Here is a 16,349-nt window from a genome sequence, read left to right on the forward strand (position 1 = left end):
TTCCTCTCCGGGAGTGCACCTCAGTGTTCGATCACAACCAGCCCAACTTCGCGGATCGTCACATCGGACCCGACGCCGACGCCGTCGCGACGATGCTCAAGATCATCGGCGTGGGATCTCTGGACGAACTGGCCGACATAGCGTTGCCCGCGGGCATCCTCGACGCGCTGTCCGCCGACGGCGTCGCGCCGGGACTCGATCAACTGCTGCCCGCCGCCAGCGAGCACGAAGCGCTGGCCGAGTTGCGCGCCATTGCTGATTCGAACACCGTTGCCGTTTCGATGATCGGGCAGGGCTACTTCGACACGCTGACGCCACCGGTGTTGCGCCGCAACATACTTGAGAACCCGGCGTGGTACACCGCCTACACCCCGTATCAGCCGGAGATCAGCCAGGGCCGGCTCGAGGCGCTGCTGAACTTCCAGACGATGGTCGCCGACCTGACCGGACTCGAGGTCGCCAACGCCTCGATGCTCGACGAGGGCACCGCGGCCGCCGAGGCGATGGCGTTGATGCACCGCGCCGTGCGTGGGCCGTCGAACCGGCTGGTCATCGACGCGGATGTGTACAGGCAGACGGCCGCCATCGTGGCCACCCGCGCCGAACCGCTCGGCATCGAGATCGTCACCACCGATCTGCGCGCAGGCCTGCCTGACGGCGACTTCTTCGGGGTGATCACCCAGCTTCCCGGCGCCAGCGGCGGGGTCGTCGACTGGACCGAGTTGGTGGCCGCTGCGCACGAGCGCGGCACGCTGGTGGCGATCGGCGCCGACCTGCTGGCGCTGACGTTGATCGCATCGCCGGGCGACATCGGCGCCGACGTCGCGTTCGGCACCACCCAACGTTTCGGTGTGCCAATGGGATTCGGCGGCCCGCACGCGGGCTACCTCGCGGTCCACGCGAAGCACGCACGCCAATTGCCCGGTCGACTGGTCGGCGTTTCGGTCGATGCAGATGGGTCGCCGGCCTTCAGGCTGGCGTTGCAGACCCGCGAACAGCACATCCGCCGCGACAAGGCCACCAGCAACATCTGTACCGCGCAGGTGTTGCTTGCGGTGATCGCCTCGATGTACGCCAGCTACCACGGCGCCGACGGCCTGACCGGCATCGCGCGCCGCGTGCATGCGCGCGCGGAGGCGATCGCCGGTGCGCTTGGCGACGCGCTTGTCCACGAAAAGTTCTTCGACACCGTGCTCGCTAACGTTCCTGGGCGCGCCGACGAGGTGATCGCTGCGGCCAAGGCCAACGGCATCAACCTGTGGCGCGTGGACGCCGACCACGTGTCGGTGTCCTGCGACGAGGCCACCACCGACGAACACGTCGCCCGGGTGATCGAGGCGTTCGGGTTGGCGCCCGCCGGGTCGCTGCACTCCGAAATCGCAACGCGCACTTCGGAATTCCTCACCCATCCGGCGTTCACGCAGTATCGCACCGAAACAGAGATGATGCGCTACCTGCGGTCGTTGGCTGACAAGGATATTGCGTTGGACCGCAGCATGATTCCGCTCGGGTCCTGCACGATGAAACTCAACGCGGCCGCCGAGATGGAGCCGATCACCTGGCCGGAGTTCTCCCGTCAGCACCCGTTCGCACCTGCCTCGGACACGCCGGGGCTGCGCAAGCTGATCGCCGACCTGGAGACCTGGCTGACCGCGATCACCGGCTATGACGCGGTGTCGCTGCAGCCGAATGCCGGTTCGCAGGGCGAGTACGCCGGCTTGCTGGCGATCCAGGCGTATCACGCCGAGCGCGGCCAGCCCGACCGCGACGTGTGCCTGATTCCGTCGAGTGCGCACGGCACCAATGCGGCGTCGGCCGCGCTGGTTGGCATGCGGGTCGTGGTGGTGGCGTGCCGGACGAACGGCGACGTCGACCTTGACGACCTGCGCGCCAAGGTGAACGAGCACGCGGATCGGTTGTCGGCGTTGATGATCACGTATCCGTCGACGCACGGCGTGTATGAGCACGACATCGCAGATATCTGCGCGGCCGTTCATGACGTCGGCGGCCAGGTGTACGTCGACGGCGCGAACCTCAACGCGCTCGTCGGGCTGGCCCGGCCTGGCCGGTTCGGCGGCGACGTCAGTCATCTCAATCTGCACAAGACGTTCTGCATCCCGCACGGTGGCGGCGGTCCTGGCGTCGGGCCGGTCGCGGTGCGCGAGCATCTGGCCAAATACCTGCCCGGCCATCCGCTGGCCGGGGAGCTACCCGACAAGTACACCGTGTCGTCGGCGCCGTATGGGTCTGCCTCGATCCTGCCGATCACGTGGGCATACATCCGGATGATGGGCGCCGGCGGCCTGCGCGCGGCGTCGTTGACGGCGATCGCGTCGGCCAACTACATTGCGCGGCGCCTCGATGAGTACTACCCGGTGCTGTACACGGGCGAGAACGGCATGGTGGCCCACGAGTGCATCCTTGATTTGCGCGGTATCACCAAAGACACCGGCGTCACCGTGGACGATGTGGCAAAACGCTTGGCGGACTATGGTTTTCACGCGCCGACGATGAGCTTTCCCGTCGCGGGCACCCTGATGGTCGAGCCGACGGAAAGCGAGAGCCTGGCCGAGGTCGATGCGTTCTGCGACGCGATGATCGCGATCCGCAGCGAAATCGACAAGGTCGGCGCGGGCACGTGGACGGTTGACGACAACCCGCTGCGCGGTGCGCCGCATACCGCGGAGTGCCTGCTGGTGGCCGACTGGGATCATCCGTACACCCGTGAGCAGGCGGCCTACCCGCTTGGCAAGGGCTTCCGGCCGAAGGTGTGGCCGCCGGTGCGCCGCATCGACGGTGCCTACGGTGACCGCAATCTGGTGTGCTCGTGCCCGCCGGTCGAGGCGTTCGCCTAACCCAGGTCCACCGAGTGTGGGCTTAACGCACGTTCCGCGCGCCCGAAGCGTGCGGGTAATCCACGTTCGGCGGCTAGGGTCCGTGGTGTGGTGCCCCCGAGTGTGGCCGAGTGGCGTGATGGCGGCAGCTGGCTGACGACGCCTGCCGGCAAGGTATTCGTCCGCTCGGCACCCGGCGACGGCCCGACGATCCTGCTGCTGCACGGCTACCCGTCGAGTTCGTATGACTATCGCGGCGTGGTGCCGCACCTCGCAGGCCGGGCCTGGCTGACGCTGGATTTTCTGGGCTTCGGCCTCTCGGACAAGCCTCGGCCGCACCGCTACAGCCTGCTGGAGCAGGCCGACATCGTGCAGGCCGTCGTCGCCGCCGAGGCGCCGGGGTCGGTCGTTCTCATCGCGCACGACATGGGGACATCGGTGACGACGGAGCTGTTGGCCCGAGACCTTCAGGGCGCCTTGCCCTTTGACCTCCAACGCGTCGTGCTCAGCAACGGCAGCGTGATCCTGAGTCGCGCCAGCCTGCGGCCCGTCCAGAAGCTGCTGCGCGGCCCGCTCGGCCCGCTGGCCGCGCGCCTGTCCAGCGGCGGCAGGTTCACCAAGGAGTTCGGGCGACTGTTCAGCGCGAACCATCCACTGGGCAAGGAAGAAGCCGACGCGCAGTGGGCACTGATCGCCAACAACGACGGGCACCGCATCGCGCACCTGCTGATCTCGTATCTCGACGAGCGCGAGCGATACGCCGACCGGTGGCACGGCGCTGTGCGCGACTGGCCCAAACCGCTGAGCTTCCTGTGGGCGCTCGACGATCCGGTGGCGACCACGAATGTGCTCGACGGACTACGCGAATTGCGGCCCGCCGCAGACGTTGTCGAGTTACCCAGCGTCGGGCACTATCCGCAAGTGGAAGTGCCCGAGGTGTTCACCCGCGCAGCACTGAGCCTGCTGACGACGGCGTCGCACTAACCGACGAACTGCGTGATCGCTGCGGTGAGGTCGGGCGAGGCCGAGCTGCCGAGGTTCTGGTAGCTGCCACCGCTGGCCTGTGCGACGGCCTCCCAGGTGGAGCGGTCCGAATCGTTGCCGAAGTCGATCACATTCACCGCGATCGGGCGGCCCTGATCGAAGGCACCGCGGATGTACTGCTGCAGGCCCGAGCCGTCCAGTGACTGGTCGGTGTGCGGCCCCGCGGTGATGAGCAGAATCGAATTGTTCTGGCCCTGACGGTAATTCGCCTTTGCCTGGTCGTAAAGCATCCGCAGCGTGGTGAATGACACCGCACCGCCGCCCGACGCGGTCTGCGAGTTCAGCGCACTGGTCAACGCCGCCGAGCGCGGCTGACCGTTGACCTGATCCGACAGCGGACCGGTGCTCACCTCCGAGCGGCCTTCGACACCGTCGAACGTCCACAGCCCGACCGCGGCATTCTGCGGCAGGGCCCGCAGCCGCGCGTTGAGTGCAGCCACCACATTGGCCAGCCGCGACTTGCCGCCCTCATCGGTAGGCATCGACTGGTCGAGCACGATGGTCACCGCAGGGCTCTCGGCCGGCGCGGTCAACGCGTTGGCCAGCGTCGCCCGCATCGAGGCGTCACCAATTGAAAGGGGTGCCGACACCGGCGCAAAACTCGTCACGTCGCTCTTCGGCGGCGTGGCGCCCTCGGTCCGGAAACCGGCCTTGGCCAACTCGGCTAGCTGTTCGGGTTTGCGCATGAACCGGGCGAATTCACTGGCCGCGCTGACCTGTTCCTGCGACAGCCAGTTGCCGCTGAGCAGCACCGTCGGATAGTCGGCGATGGCCGTCGGGCCTGGCGGCAACCACGAGGCGAGCCTGTCCTTGGCGTTCGGCATCGAAGCGGCGCGTGCGAACAACTGTTGTTCGGTGCTGACGACGGCGTGCACCGGCGCAGTCGCCGGATCGGACGAATTCACCAATGCGTCCATCGCGGTGGTCCACTTGTTGTCGGCGAGCCTGGGCTGGCCACCCACCAGCGTGTTGACCGCTCCCGCTCCAGCACTGGCCGGTTGGCCCGCGGGCGCCGACGCCGCCGCCACGGCCTCTGCCGCCAAATAGGAGGCGTCGCTGTCGCCGCTCAGCGGCAACGACAGCCGTAACGGCCCCCAACCGGGCAGATTCAGGCCGTCCAACGCTGTCTGATTGGTCTGCAGGCCCGGCAGCGTTCCCCAATTCTGTTGGGCCAGCGCATTTTTGAGCTGCGGCCTGGTGGCGATCAGAACGGGCGAGGTGACAAGGGAGCGGCTGTCGCTGACCGTCTGCGCACCGGCGGCTGCCTCGAGGCGGGCCTCCGACACCGAGCTGGCCGGGATCCACAGCGCGGGCCGCTCACCGAGTTCGGGGGGCCACTTGCCGATGAAGCCGTTGACGACCTGGTCGGAATCGGCGGGCCGGACACCGATCTTCACGCATTTGTCGGCGACGGGCGCCGCGCTCTTGTTGTAGGCATCGGCCAGCTTGTGGACCTGATCGGCGATCGACGGGTCGGCGACGACACTGACCGCCAGATCGCCGTCCACGCACCGCGCGGCGAGCGCATCGCTGCGATGGGACAGAGCGTCGCCGAAGAATCGCCACAGAATGAACGCACCGACGATCACCACGACGGCCACGAGAGCGGCGATCACGCCAACGCTGACACCCCGCCTGCCGGGTGTGATTGCGCGGTGGCTACCCGTCCACTCGCCGCCTTCCCATTCACCGCTGTGCTTCTGTCCGGATCGGGGCGGCGGACCGGCACCGCGTGCAGGTTCCGGGTGCGGGTACTCGTCGGCGGGCTCGTCGAAGTCGGCTTGGCCGTAATCGCCGCCGTAGTCGGGCTCGTCATAGCCCGGCCCGTCATAGCCGGAGTCGTAGCCCGCGTCGTCGTAACTCGGCTCGTCGAAGTCGCCGTCGGGATACGGGGTGGACGGGTAGGCGGCGGGCTCGTCGTAGCCGGCGCCCGGACCGTCGGGCTCTGGCGGCGGCTGACGACCGAAGCGTTGTGTAGGCGGCTCTTCGGGCACGCCTTCGTCAGCCGAGTCCTCGGGATCGGGAGCGCTATGCCTACCCACTTAACCCCTTGTGCTCACTGCGCAGCTGCCTTGTATTCGCGTCGACGTCGGTGCAGGATCGGCTCGGTGTAGCCGTTGGGCTGCGCACCACCGGACAGGATCAACTCCTGGGCGGCCTGGAACGCGATGCTGCCCTCGGGATCCGGTGCCATCGGCCGGAATTCGGGATCCTTGGCGTTCTGCTCGTCGACCACCGCAGCCATCCGGCGCAGGCTGGCCTTCACGTCCTCTTCGGTGATCACGCCGTGGCGCAACCAGTTTGCCAGCAGCTGGCTCGAAATCCGCAGCGTCGCACGGTCTTCCATCAATGCCACGTTGTGGATGTCGGGCACCTTCGAGCAGCCGACACCCGCGTCGATCCAGCGCACCACGTAGCCGAGGATCGACTGGCAATTGTTGTCGACCTCTTCGCGGATCTCCTCAGGCGCCCACGCCAGCTCCTTTGCCAGTGGAACGGTCAACAGCTCATCAACTCCTGCGCGCCGCTTACCCTCGAGTTCCTTGTGCACCGCGTAGACGTCGACCTCGTGGTAGTGCATGGCGTGCAGGGTGGCCGCGGTCGGCGACGGCACCCACGCGGTGGTCGCGCCGGCCTTGGGCTGACCGATCTTCTGCTCGACCATGTCGGCCATCAGGTCGGTCATCGCCCACATGCCCTTGCCGATCTGGGCCTTACCGGAGAAGCCGGTCTCCAAGCCGATGTCGACGTTCTGGTCTTCGTACGCCTTGATCCACTGGGTGCTCTTCATCGCACCCTTGCGGATCATTGGCCCTGCCTCCATCGAGGTGTGGATCTCGTCGCCGGTGCGGTCCAGGAATCCGGTGTTGATGAACACCACCCGGTCGGCGGCGGCCTTGATGCAGGCCTTCAGGTTGAGCGTCGTGCGCCGCTCCTCGTCCATGATGCCGACCTTGAGCGTGTTCTGCGGCAGGCCGAGCACGTCCTCGACCCGGCTGAACAGCTCGCACGTGTAGGCCACCTCGTCGGGTCCGTGCATCTTGGGCTTCACGATGTACACCGAACCGGTGCGGCTGTTCACCAGCGGCCCGTTGCCGTCGCCCTGCTTGAGGCCGTGGATCGCGATCAGGCTGGTGAACAGGGCGTCCTGAATGCCCTCGAACACCTCGTTACCCTCGGCGTCGACGATCGCGTCGTTGGTCATCAGGTGACCCACGTTGCGGACGAACAGCAGGCTGCGCCCCGGCAGCGTCAGCTCGCTAGGCCCGTCAGGGCCCGGATTCGGCCGAGTGTAGGTGCGGTCCTGGTTGAGGACGCGGGTGAAGGTCTTGCCGCCCTTGGCGACCTCTTCGGTGAGATCGCCCTTGTTCAGGCCGAGCCAGTTGCGATACCCGAGCACCTTGTCGTCGGCGTCGACGGCGGCCACCGAATCCTCGAAGTCCATGATCGTGGTGATCGCAGACTCCAGCACCACGTCCTTGATGCCCGCGTCGTCGGTCGAGCCGACGGGGGAGTCGGGGTCGATCAGGATCTCGACGTGCAGGCCGTGGTTGCGCAGTAAGACCGACCACTGCGGCGAACCGAGTTCGCCGGTGTAGCCGACGAACTGCCCGGGCGTCGCAAGGCCCGTCGAGGCCTCGCCCAATTCGATGACCAGTTGGCCGTCCTCGATCTTGAGTCCGGTGGCCTCACTCCACGAGCCGGACGCCAGCGGCGCCGCGGTGTCGAGGAATTTGCGCGCGTACGCGATGACCTTGTCGCCGCGCACCTTGTTGTAGCTGGTGCCCTTTTCGGCGCCGTCTTCTTCCGAGATGACGTCGGTGCCGTAGAGCGCGTCATAGAGCGAACCCCAGCGCGCGTTGGCGGCGTTCAGTGCGAACCGGGCGTTGAGGATCGGCACCACCAACTGCGGACCCGCGGTCGTGGTGATCTCGTCATCCACGCCTGCGGTGGTGATGGTGAAGTCGTCAGGCTCGGGCTGCAGGTAGCCGATCTCGGTGAGGAACTGCTTGTAGCCGTCCGGGTCGAGCGGCTCGATGACGTGCTGGCGGTGATACTTGTCGATCTGCGCCTGCAGGTCGTCGCGGCGAGCCAGCAGATCCTGATTCTGGGGAGACAGGTCGGTGACGACCTTGTCGACGCCCGCCCAGAAGCTGTCGGGGTCGATGTCGGTGCCCGGAAGCGCCTCGTTGTTGACGAAGTCGTACAGCACCTGGTCGACGCGCAGGTTCCCCACCGTCACACGGTTACTCATGCGCGATCCGCCTTCGCTGCTCGCTCGCTGGCCATGTTTCCTCCCTAAAGCCGTCGATCCAGCTTACCCAGCGGTAACTGGGGCTATTCGCCAGCAGCCACGCTGGCTGCTCCGCGGTTCACCGCGGTCAGTAGCAGGTCGCACCGGTCGGCCAGAGTGGCCCGCAGTGGTGTGGCCCGCTCAGCGATGTGCTGCTGGGCACGGACGTACTCGGCGCGACCGGCCGGCGTTTCGACGGCGATCGGCTCGAATCCGTAGTCGCGGAGATCATAGGGGCTCGCCCGCATGTCCAGCGAACGGGCATCGGCGGCGAGTCGCAGACAGTCCATCACGACGTCGGAATCAACCAGCGGGCCGAGTTTGAAGGCCCACTTGTACAGATCCATCGCAGCGTGCACGCAGCCCGGTTGTTCGGTCGCGAGCTGGCTGTCGCGGGTGAGCTGCTCGGTGTTGCGGCGGGTGGCCGGCTCGGTGAAGAAGCGGAACGCGTCAAAGTGGCTGCAGCGCAACGGCATCGACTCGACGACGGCGTTGGTGCCTTCCGCGCCGAGGCGCAGCGGCACCTGGCCGTGGCGCACCGCGGGCGCCCGGTAGACCATCGCCCACTCGTGCATCCCGAAGCAATTCATCCGGGCGGGGCGTGCGGCCGTCGCCCGCAGCAGCCTGGCGATGAACCGCACCGTGTCTGCGCGCGACACCAGGTGCTCATCGGTGACTGTCACGCCGTGGCGTCCACGCCCGTAGCCGCTGCGCTCGAGATAGCGCTCCGCCGCATCGCCGCGGATCTCGACACCGAAGCCGGGGTGCCAGACCCGCAGGTGCCGCGGCCGAAGGCTGTAGTAGGTGAACAGGAAGTCCCAGACCGGGTGGGTCTCACCGACCCGCGCTCGCCTGCGATGAGGCTCACAAAACTCGTCCACCCGGTTCTGGTGCACGCGCTCGCGGATGGTCCAGTCGGCCTCGTCGAGGACGACCATTTCAGGCACGATCGTGCGGTGCACTACATCAGGCACGGTCGTGCGGCGCACGACATCAGGCACGGTGCGTCCTGTCGCGCACGGCGCCGACCACGTCCTCCACCAGATCTTCAAGCGTGACCATCGCCGAGACCCCGCCGTCGGCGGCGGTAACGAGAGCCAGATGGCTGTTGTTGCGCCGCAGCAGCGACAACGCATCGGGCAGCGGCGTCGCGTCGGGCACCTCCGGAAGCGGCCGCACCGACGTCGGGTCCACTACGGCATCCGGATCATCGACGAGCGCCAGCACGTCCTTGATGTGCACGTAGCCGACGAAGCTGCCCCATGAATCGACGACCGGGAAACGCGAGTAGCCAGTCTCTGCCAATGCACGCTGGATCGCCGCCACTGTCGGTCCGGACCCGTCGCCGCTTGCCGTCACCGCGTGCACCGCGCTGAGCGGTACCGCGACATCGGCGACCACTCGGTTGCGAATCTGCAGTGCCCGCGACAGCCGGTTGTGCTCCTCGGGATCGAGCAGGCCCTCAGACATCGATTCGGCGATCATCTCGGAGAGTTCGACGGTCGAAACCGTGTTTTCCAGTTCGGTCTTCGCCTCGACCCCGAACATCCGCAGGATCACGTGGGCACACCAGTCGTACACCGCGATGACGGGCCTGGCGGCGCGCACCCACAGCAGGTATGGCGGCACCAGCAGCATGGCCGCCGACTCGGGCCCCGCGATCGCGATGTTCTTCGGCACCATTTCACCGAGGAGCACGTGCAGCACCACGACGATCGTGATCGCGATGACGAACGACACCGTGTGCAGCACGGTGTCGGGAATGCCGAACAAGTGGAACGGCCGCTCGAGCAGGTGCGCCACCGCCGGTTCGCCAACCCGGCCCAGCAGGATCGAACAGACCGTGATGCCGAGCTGCGCGCCCGCCAGCATCAGCGGCAGGTTCTCGCCGGCTCTGATCACCGCCACCGCGCTGTGCTTGCCCTGCTCGGCCAGCGCCTCGAGCCGGTCGCGCCGCGCCGAGATCAGCGCGAACTCGGCGCCGACGAAAAACGCGTTGGCCGCGAGCAGCACCAAGGTCAAGATCACGCCGAGGAAGTCACCCATCGCAGCCACCTCTCCTCGCGCTAGTGCTCATCGGTGCCCTCCGGTTCGTCGTCGCGCCTGCCCAGCTGCGTCAGCTCCAGCTGATCGATGCGCCGCCCGTCCATCCGCACCACCGTGGCAAGCCAGCGCACCGGATCATCCAGCGGCGCGTCGGGGTCGAAGGCCGTCAATTCGACAGACTCACCTTCTTCGGGGATGTGGCCCAGCTCCTGAAGCACGAGGCCGCCGATGGTCTCGTATTCGCCTTCTGAGGCCCGGAATCCGGTGGCTCCTGCCACTTCGTCGATGCGCAGCAGACCGGATACCTGCCAGCCCTGGCCGGCCTGCACGACGTCGGCGGTCGGCTCGTCGTGTTCGTCACGGATGTCGCCGACGATCTCCTCGATGACGTCCTCGACCGTCACCATGCCCGCTGTCCCGCCGTATTCGTCGACAACCAATGCGGTCTGCAGGCCGTTGGCCCGCAACTGCGCCATCACGTCATCGCCGTCCAGGGTTGACGGCACTCGAGCGACGGGCTGCGCCAGGCCGGCCAGCTTGGTTGTCTTGTGCCGCTGCGGCGGGACTTCGAAGACCTGCTTGACGTGCACGATGCCGGCGGTCTCGTCGAGGTCGCCCTCGACGATCGGGAATCGCGAATAACCGCTCTGGATGGCCGCTTCCACCAGATCGGCGACGGTGTCGTCAACCTCGAGCGTGACGATTTCCGTCCGTGGCGTCATCAGCTCCTCGGCTGTCCGGGAGCCGAACTGCAGCGAGCGGTCGACCAGCGTCGCGGTGACAGGATCCAACGAACCCCGCCGCGCCGAGTTGCGCACCAACGACACCAGCTCCTGCGGCGAGCGGGCCGAGCGCAACTCCTCTGCAGGCTCGATGCCGAGACGACGAAGGATCCAGTTCGCGCTTCCGTTGGTCAGGTGAATCAACGGGGTGAACAGCATCGAGAACAGCACCTGCGGGCCTGCCACCACGCGTGCGACCGGCAGCGGCTTTGCCACGGCCAGGTACTGCGCGACGAGCTCACCGAACACCATCGATACCGACGTCGCGATCAGCAGCGCCAGCCCCAACGCCAGGCCGCCGGACACGTCGGGCGACAACGACGTCGCCGCGAACACCGGCTCGAGCAGATGCGCAACGAGGGGCTCGGCCAGGTAGCCGGTGATCAGCGTGGTGATCGAAATGCCGACCTGGGCGCCGGAGAGCTGGAACGACAACGTTCGATGCGCCCGCTGCACGAGCTGGTCGCGGCGCCCACCGCTGCGCGCGTTCGCGTCGACCGTGCTGCGCTCGAGCGCGGTCAGCGAGAACTCGGCGGAGACGAACACCGCGGTGCCTGCGGTCAGAACGGCGAAGGCCAACAGCGCGAGCACGGAGTACACGACGCTCATCGCGTCATCACCAAACGTTCGCCGGGCCGCATGCCCGGCCGACTAGTGGACGGCTCGGAGTCGGAAGGCTCCGGCCGCTCGACAGGGCAGCCGACGGCCTCGACGGGTGCCTGCGGCACGGGGTCCCTTTCGAGTAGGCGCGTGAGGAAAAACCTATGTTAGCCGTCTCGGCCGCCGCGGGGCCTCACCATCCGGTGGGCAGTGGGTGGCCTTCGGCGAATCCGGCAGCGGACTGCACCCCGACAACCACCTTGTCGTGGAGTTCGGCGATGGTCGCGGCGCCGACGTATGTGCACGTGCTGCGTACCCCGGAGGTGATGTGGTCAAGCAGGTCCTCGACCCCGCCGCGCGACGGATCCAGCCCCATCCGTGAGGTCGAGATGCCCTCCTCGAACAACGCCTTACGGGCCCGGTCGAAGGAGCTGTCGCCTGCGGTGCGGGCGGCAACGGCGCGCTTGGACGCCATGCCGTAGCTCTCCTTGTACGGCTGGTCCTCGCGGTCGCGCATCAGGTCGCCGGGCGACTCGTAGGTACCCGCGAACCATGAGCCGATCATCACGTTGGCCGCGCCCGCCGCCAGCGCCAGGGCCACGTCGCGGGGGTGACGAACACCACCGTCGGCCCACACGTGGCCGCCGAGTTGCCTTGCTGCAGAAGCACATTCGACTACTGCGGAGAACTGCGGTCGGCCGACGCCGGTCATCATTCGGGTGGTGCACATCGCTCCGGGCCCGACGCCGACCTTGACGATCGACGCACCCGCTGTGATCAGGTCGCGGGTGCCTTCGGCGGAGACGACGTTGCCCGCGGCAATGGGCAGCCCCAGGTCGAGAGACGACACCGATTTGATCGCGTCGAGCATCTTGAGCTGATGGCCGTGCGCAGTGTCGATCACCAGCAGGTCGACACCTACTTCGGCGAGCGAACGGGCCTTGGCGCCGACGTCGCCGTTGATGCCGACGGCCGCTGCGATCCGCAGCCTTCCGCTGGCGTCGACGTTGGGGGTGTAGATGCCGGCCCGGACCGCGCCGGTGCGGGTCAGCACGCCGGCCAGCGTGCCATCGGGTTCGGTCAGTACAGCCACGTCGACCGGCGCATGGTCGAGCAGGTCGAAGACCTTGCGCGGGTCGGTGCCGGTTGGTGCGGTGACGAAATCGGATATCGCGATGTCACGCACTCGGGTGAATCGGTCGACCCCGTCGCAATTGGCCTCGGTGACCAGGCCGATGGGGCGGCCCTCGAACACCACCACCGCGGCGCCGTGTGCACGTTTGTGGATCAGCGCCATCGCGTCGGAGACCGAGTCGTCGGGGGACAGCACGACCGGCGTGTCAGCGACCAGGTCGCGGCTCTTGACGAAGTCGACCGTCTCCTTCACCGCCGAAATGGGCAGGTCTTGCGGGAGGACGACGATGCCGCCACGGCGGGCGATGGTCTCGGCCATCCGACGACCGGCCACCGCGGTCATGTTCGCGACCACCACGGGGATGGTGGTGCCCGACCCGTCCGTCGTCGAAAGGTCGACGTCGAAGCGTGACTGGACGTCCGAGTGTCCAGGGACGATGAAGACGTCGTTGTAGGTCAGGTCATAGGCAGGCTGGTGGCCGTCGAGAAATCGCATCACCTGCGATTCTAGTTGGACAGAACTACCCCGCCGAGATCGACGTTTTGGCGGCTTCCACTCGTACTTCCCGCGCAAATGTGCGTGTGGCTAGGCGGGCACCTCGCTGCCGTCGCCGCTCCACAGCGTGTGGAACTTCTGCTCGCGGTCAGCATCCGTGCGCGCGTAGGTGTGCGCGCCGAAGAAGTCGCGCAGACCCTGGATCAGCGCCGCGGGCAGCCGCTCGGTGCGCAGCGCGTCGTAATAGGACAGCGCGGACGAGAAGCCTGGGATCGGGATGCCGAGCTGTGTCGCGGTGACCACCACGCGGCGCCAGCTGTCGATGGCGTTTTCCACCGCGCTGCGGAAGTACGGCGCCGCGATCAGCGTCGGCAGGTTCGGGTCCTCGTCGAACGCGTCCTTGATCCTGTTGAGGAACTTCGCGCGAATGATGCAGCCGCCGCGCCAGATGGTGGCCAGATCGCCGGGTGTGATGCCCCAGTCGTACTCTGCGCTGCCCGCCTGGATCTGATTGAAGCCCTGTGCGTAGGCGACGATCTTCGACGCATAAAGCGCCTGGCGCACGTCCTCAACGAATTTGTCTGCGTCGCTGGGCTTTTCGCCGAGATCACCGGACGCCAGGCCCGTCGTCGCCTTCCGCTGCGCCACCGATCCCGACAGCGCGCGGGCGAACACCGCCTCGGCGATACCGGTGACCGGCACGCCGAGGTCGAGCGCGGACTTCACCGTCCAGCGGCCCGTGCCCTTCTGCTCGGCCTCGTCGACGATGACGTCGACGAGCGGCTGGCCCGTCTTCGCGTCGACCTGGCGCAGCACCTTGGCGGTAATCTCCACCAGGAAACTGTCCAGGTCGCCCTTGTTCCATTCGTCGAAGACATCGGCGATCTCACCGGCGGACTTGCCGAGGCCGTCGCGCAGCAGCTGATAGGCCTCGCCGATCAGCTGCATGTCGGAGTACTCGATGCCGTTGTGCACCATCTTCACGAAATGCCCTGCGCCATCGGGGCCGATGTGAGTGCAGCAGGGCACACCGTCGACGTGGGCGGAGATCTCCTCCAGCAGCGGGCCCAGCGATGTGTAGGACTCGGCCGGACCGCCTGGCATGATCGACGGACCGTTCAGCGCGCCTTCCTCGCCGCCGGAGATGCCTGCGCCGACGAAGTGCAGCCCACGCTCCCGCATCGCCTTCTCGCGGCGGATGGTGTCGGTGTAGAGCGCGTTGCCGCCGTCGATGATGATGTCGCCTTCTTCCATCGCGTCGGCGAGCTCGTTGATGACGGCGTCCGTGGGGTCGCCCGCCTTGACCATGATCAGCACCCGCCGCGGTTTCTCAAGCGCGTCAAGGAATTCCGCGATGGTTTCGCTGCGGACGAACTTTCCCTCGGAGCCGTGGTCTTTGAGCAGTGCATCGGTCTTGGCCACCGATCGGTTATGCAGCGCCACGGTGTAGCCGTGCCTGGCGAAGTTGCGTGCGATGTTGGAGCCCATCACGGCCAGACCGGTGACCCCGATCTGAGCGGTGCCGGTCGTGTCAGGGTTTGCAGACGAGCTCATGCGGGCGGCCTTTCGTTGTTTGGTTATGACAGACAGTCTTCGACCCACACCTGTGACTACGCGATGAACAGTCGATGTAGTTCCGTCAGCCACGGCACGGCCAGAGCCAGAGTGGGCACCACAAGCACGGCGGCGGCGGCGAGGTAGGCGATCGCGGCGAGTACGCGGCTGTTCGGTTGCCCGCCGAGCCGGCGCACCCGCAGCAGGGTGGTCGGACCGCCGACGGCAAGCGCACCCGACGGGGTGCGACCGGACGCGCAGGCGACCAGTGCACGCGCCAGGGGAGTGGGCCCTGCGGCGCGCACGGCGGCGTCGTCGGCAAGCATCTCGATGAGCAGGCGCACGGCATCCAGGGCGTTGCCGCTGCGGACGAATCGGGGGAACGCGGCGTGCACCGCGGTGAACATTTCCAGAACCAGGTCGTGACGGGCCCGCAGGTGCGCGCGCTCGTGGGTGAGAATCGCGTCAATCTCGCTGTCGGACAAGGATTTCAGTGTTCCCTCGCTGACCACCACGCGACTGCGCACGCCCGGCAGGCAGTAGGCCAGCGGTTGCCTCACATCGAGGATGCGCAGACCGCTGGCCTTGGTACAGACCTGGGGCGGGTTCGACTCGTGCGACATGTCGAGCAGGTCCACCATCATCCGGTGATGTGCGCGCCTGCGACGGGTGGCGATGGCGACCTGCAGGACGGCGTAGGTCAGCCGCGCCCCGATCACAAGGGTGAGCGCGAAGACGATGAGGAGGGCACCCCACAGCGGCCAGCCCAGCGCATCGATCTCACTGCTGACGGTTGCGGTGGGGCGGCCGTCGGGGCCAGGGACGAACAGCCGGCTTGCGATTGCGATGCCTGCCGAAAAGGCCGACAACACCGCGGCGAGGGCGATGGACTGCCAGAGCACGATCGCGGCCCGCGGTGCGCGCTGCGGCCATGACGCCCGCGCCAGCACTGCCGGGACTGGTCCCGACAGGACCAGCGCGACGATGGTGAAGGCCAGCGCGGACACGCTGTCAGTATTTCTCAGCCGGTGCCCGGATTACCAGCGGGCGGGGATTCGCTCTGCTTACTTTCCAACTCGGCGAGCGCACGGCGCAGTGCTGCGGCCTCGTCGGCGCCGACGCGTTCGACGAAGTGCACCAGCGCGGCCTCTCTGCTGCCGGAGTCCGAGACCTGGTCGAGCGCATCGACCATCAGCCCGGCGACCAGCTCATCGCGACCGTGCATTGGAGCGTATCGATGAGCGCGGTCATCGCGGTGCTGCACGACGAGGTTCTTTTTGGCCAGCCGCTGCAGCACGGTCATGATCGTTGTGTAGGCCAGATCGCGCTGAGCCGACAGTGCCTCGTGGACCTGGCGCACGGTTTGGGGCTCACCGGACGACCACAGGTGGTCCATCACAGCGCGTTCAAGTTCCCCAAGACGCGTCAACTTTGCCATGTTCCGTTCATCTCCTACGGGCAGTAGATCCAGGGTACTACGGCGTTACTACGTTGCGTCGTATCTAGCGCTTCAGAACAACGGCCCCGATGGTGCGCACTGTTCCGGCAGTGGTCATCAGGCCCGT

At 67.1% G+C, this 16,349-nt stretch carries 11 protein-coding genes; 2 read left to right on the forward strand and 9 right to left on the reverse strand.

What is annotated here, in order from left to right; translation table 11 throughout:
- The first annotated feature begins 23 nt into the window (after positions 1-23).
- Together gcvP and MYCSM_RS15740 are read left to right on the forward strand one after the other, a co-directional pair.
- Positions 24-2,855: an aminomethyl-transferring glycine dehydrogenase gene (gcvP, locus tag MYCSM_RS15735; RefSeq protein ID WP_015307151.1), complete on the forward strand. Its 2,832-nt coding sequence runs from the start codon at positions 24-26 to the stop codon at positions 2,853-2,855.
- Between the two features lie 87 nt (positions 2,856-2,942).
- On the forward strand, positions 2,943-3,818 hold the full coding sequence (locus MYCSM_RS15740; protein WP_015307152.1) for an alpha/beta fold hydrolase: 876 nt from the start codon (positions 2,943-2,945) through the stop codon (positions 3,816-3,818).
- Here MYCSM_RS15740 and MYCSM_RS15745 read toward each other — a convergent pair.
- From MYCSM_RS15745 to MYCSM_RS15785, 9 genes are all read right to left on the reverse strand, one after another.
- Positions 3,815-5,920, reverse strand: a complete 2,106-nt coding sequence (locus MYCSM_RS15745) for a substrate-binding domain-containing protein (protein ID WP_015307153.1) — start codon at positions 5,918-5,920, stop codon at positions 3,815-3,817. The genes MYCSM_RS15740 and MYCSM_RS15745 overlap by 4 nt on opposite strands.
- 14 nt (positions 5,921-5,934) lie before the next feature.
- Positions 5,935-8,133 carry a malate synthase G gene (locus MYCSM_RS15750; RefSeq protein WP_015307154.1) on the reverse strand — a complete coding sequence of 733 codons (2,199 nt, stop codon included), beginning with the start codon at positions 8,131-8,133 and terminating at the stop codon, positions 5,935-5,937.
- An 83-nt stretch (positions 8,134-8,216) separates the two neighbouring features.
- A complete protein-coding gene (locus MYCSM_RS15755; protein WP_051073908.1) occupies positions 8,217-9,110 on the reverse strand; it encodes a 3-methyladenine DNA glycosylase in 894 nt (297 codons plus the stop codon).
- A 55-nt stretch (positions 9,111-9,165) separates the two neighbouring features.
- Positions 9,166-10,218, reverse strand: a complete 1,053-nt coding sequence (locus MYCSM_RS15760; RefSeq protein ID WP_015307156.1) for a hemolysin family protein — start codon at positions 10,216-10,218, stop codon at positions 9,166-9,168.
- A 20-nt stretch (positions 10,219-10,238) separates the two neighbouring features.
- On the reverse strand, positions 10,239-11,609 hold the full coding sequence (locus MYCSM_RS15765) for a hemolysin family protein (protein ID WP_015307157.1): 1,371 nt from the start codon (positions 11,607-11,609) through the stop codon (positions 10,239-10,241).
- A 184-nt stretch (positions 11,610-11,793) separates the two neighbouring features.
- On the reverse strand, positions 11,794-13,233 hold the full coding sequence (locus tag MYCSM_RS15770) for a GuaB1 family IMP dehydrogenase-related protein (RefSeq protein WP_198345034.1): 1,440 nt from the start codon (positions 13,231-13,233) through the stop codon (positions 11,794-11,796).
- Positions 13,234-13,320: 87 nt separating this feature from the next.
- Positions 13,321-14,784, reverse strand: coding sequence for an NADP-dependent phosphogluconate dehydrogenase (gene gndA / locus MYCSM_RS15775; RefSeq protein WP_015307159.1), 1,464 nt, complete (start codon positions 14,782-14,784; stop codon positions 13,321-13,323).
- 56 nt (positions 14,785-14,840) lie between these two features.
- A complete protein-coding gene (locus tag MYCSM_RS15780) occupies positions 14,841-15,791 on the reverse strand; it encodes a M56 family metallopeptidase (protein ID WP_015307160.1) in 951 nt (316 codons plus the stop codon).
- 14 nt (positions 15,792-15,805) lie between these two features.
- Complete coding sequence (locus MYCSM_RS15785; RefSeq protein WP_015307161.1) at positions 15,806-16,222, reverse strand: BlaI/MecI/CopY family transcriptional regulator; 417 nt, start codon at positions 16,220-16,222, stop codon at positions 15,806-15,808.
- Positions 16,223-16,349 lie beyond the last annotated feature (127 nt).

The sequence above is a fragment of the Mycobacterium sp. JS623 genome (genome assembly GCF_000328565.1).
Lineage (GTDB): Bacteria > Actinomycetota > Actinomycetes > Mycobacteriales > Mycobacteriaceae > Mycobacterium.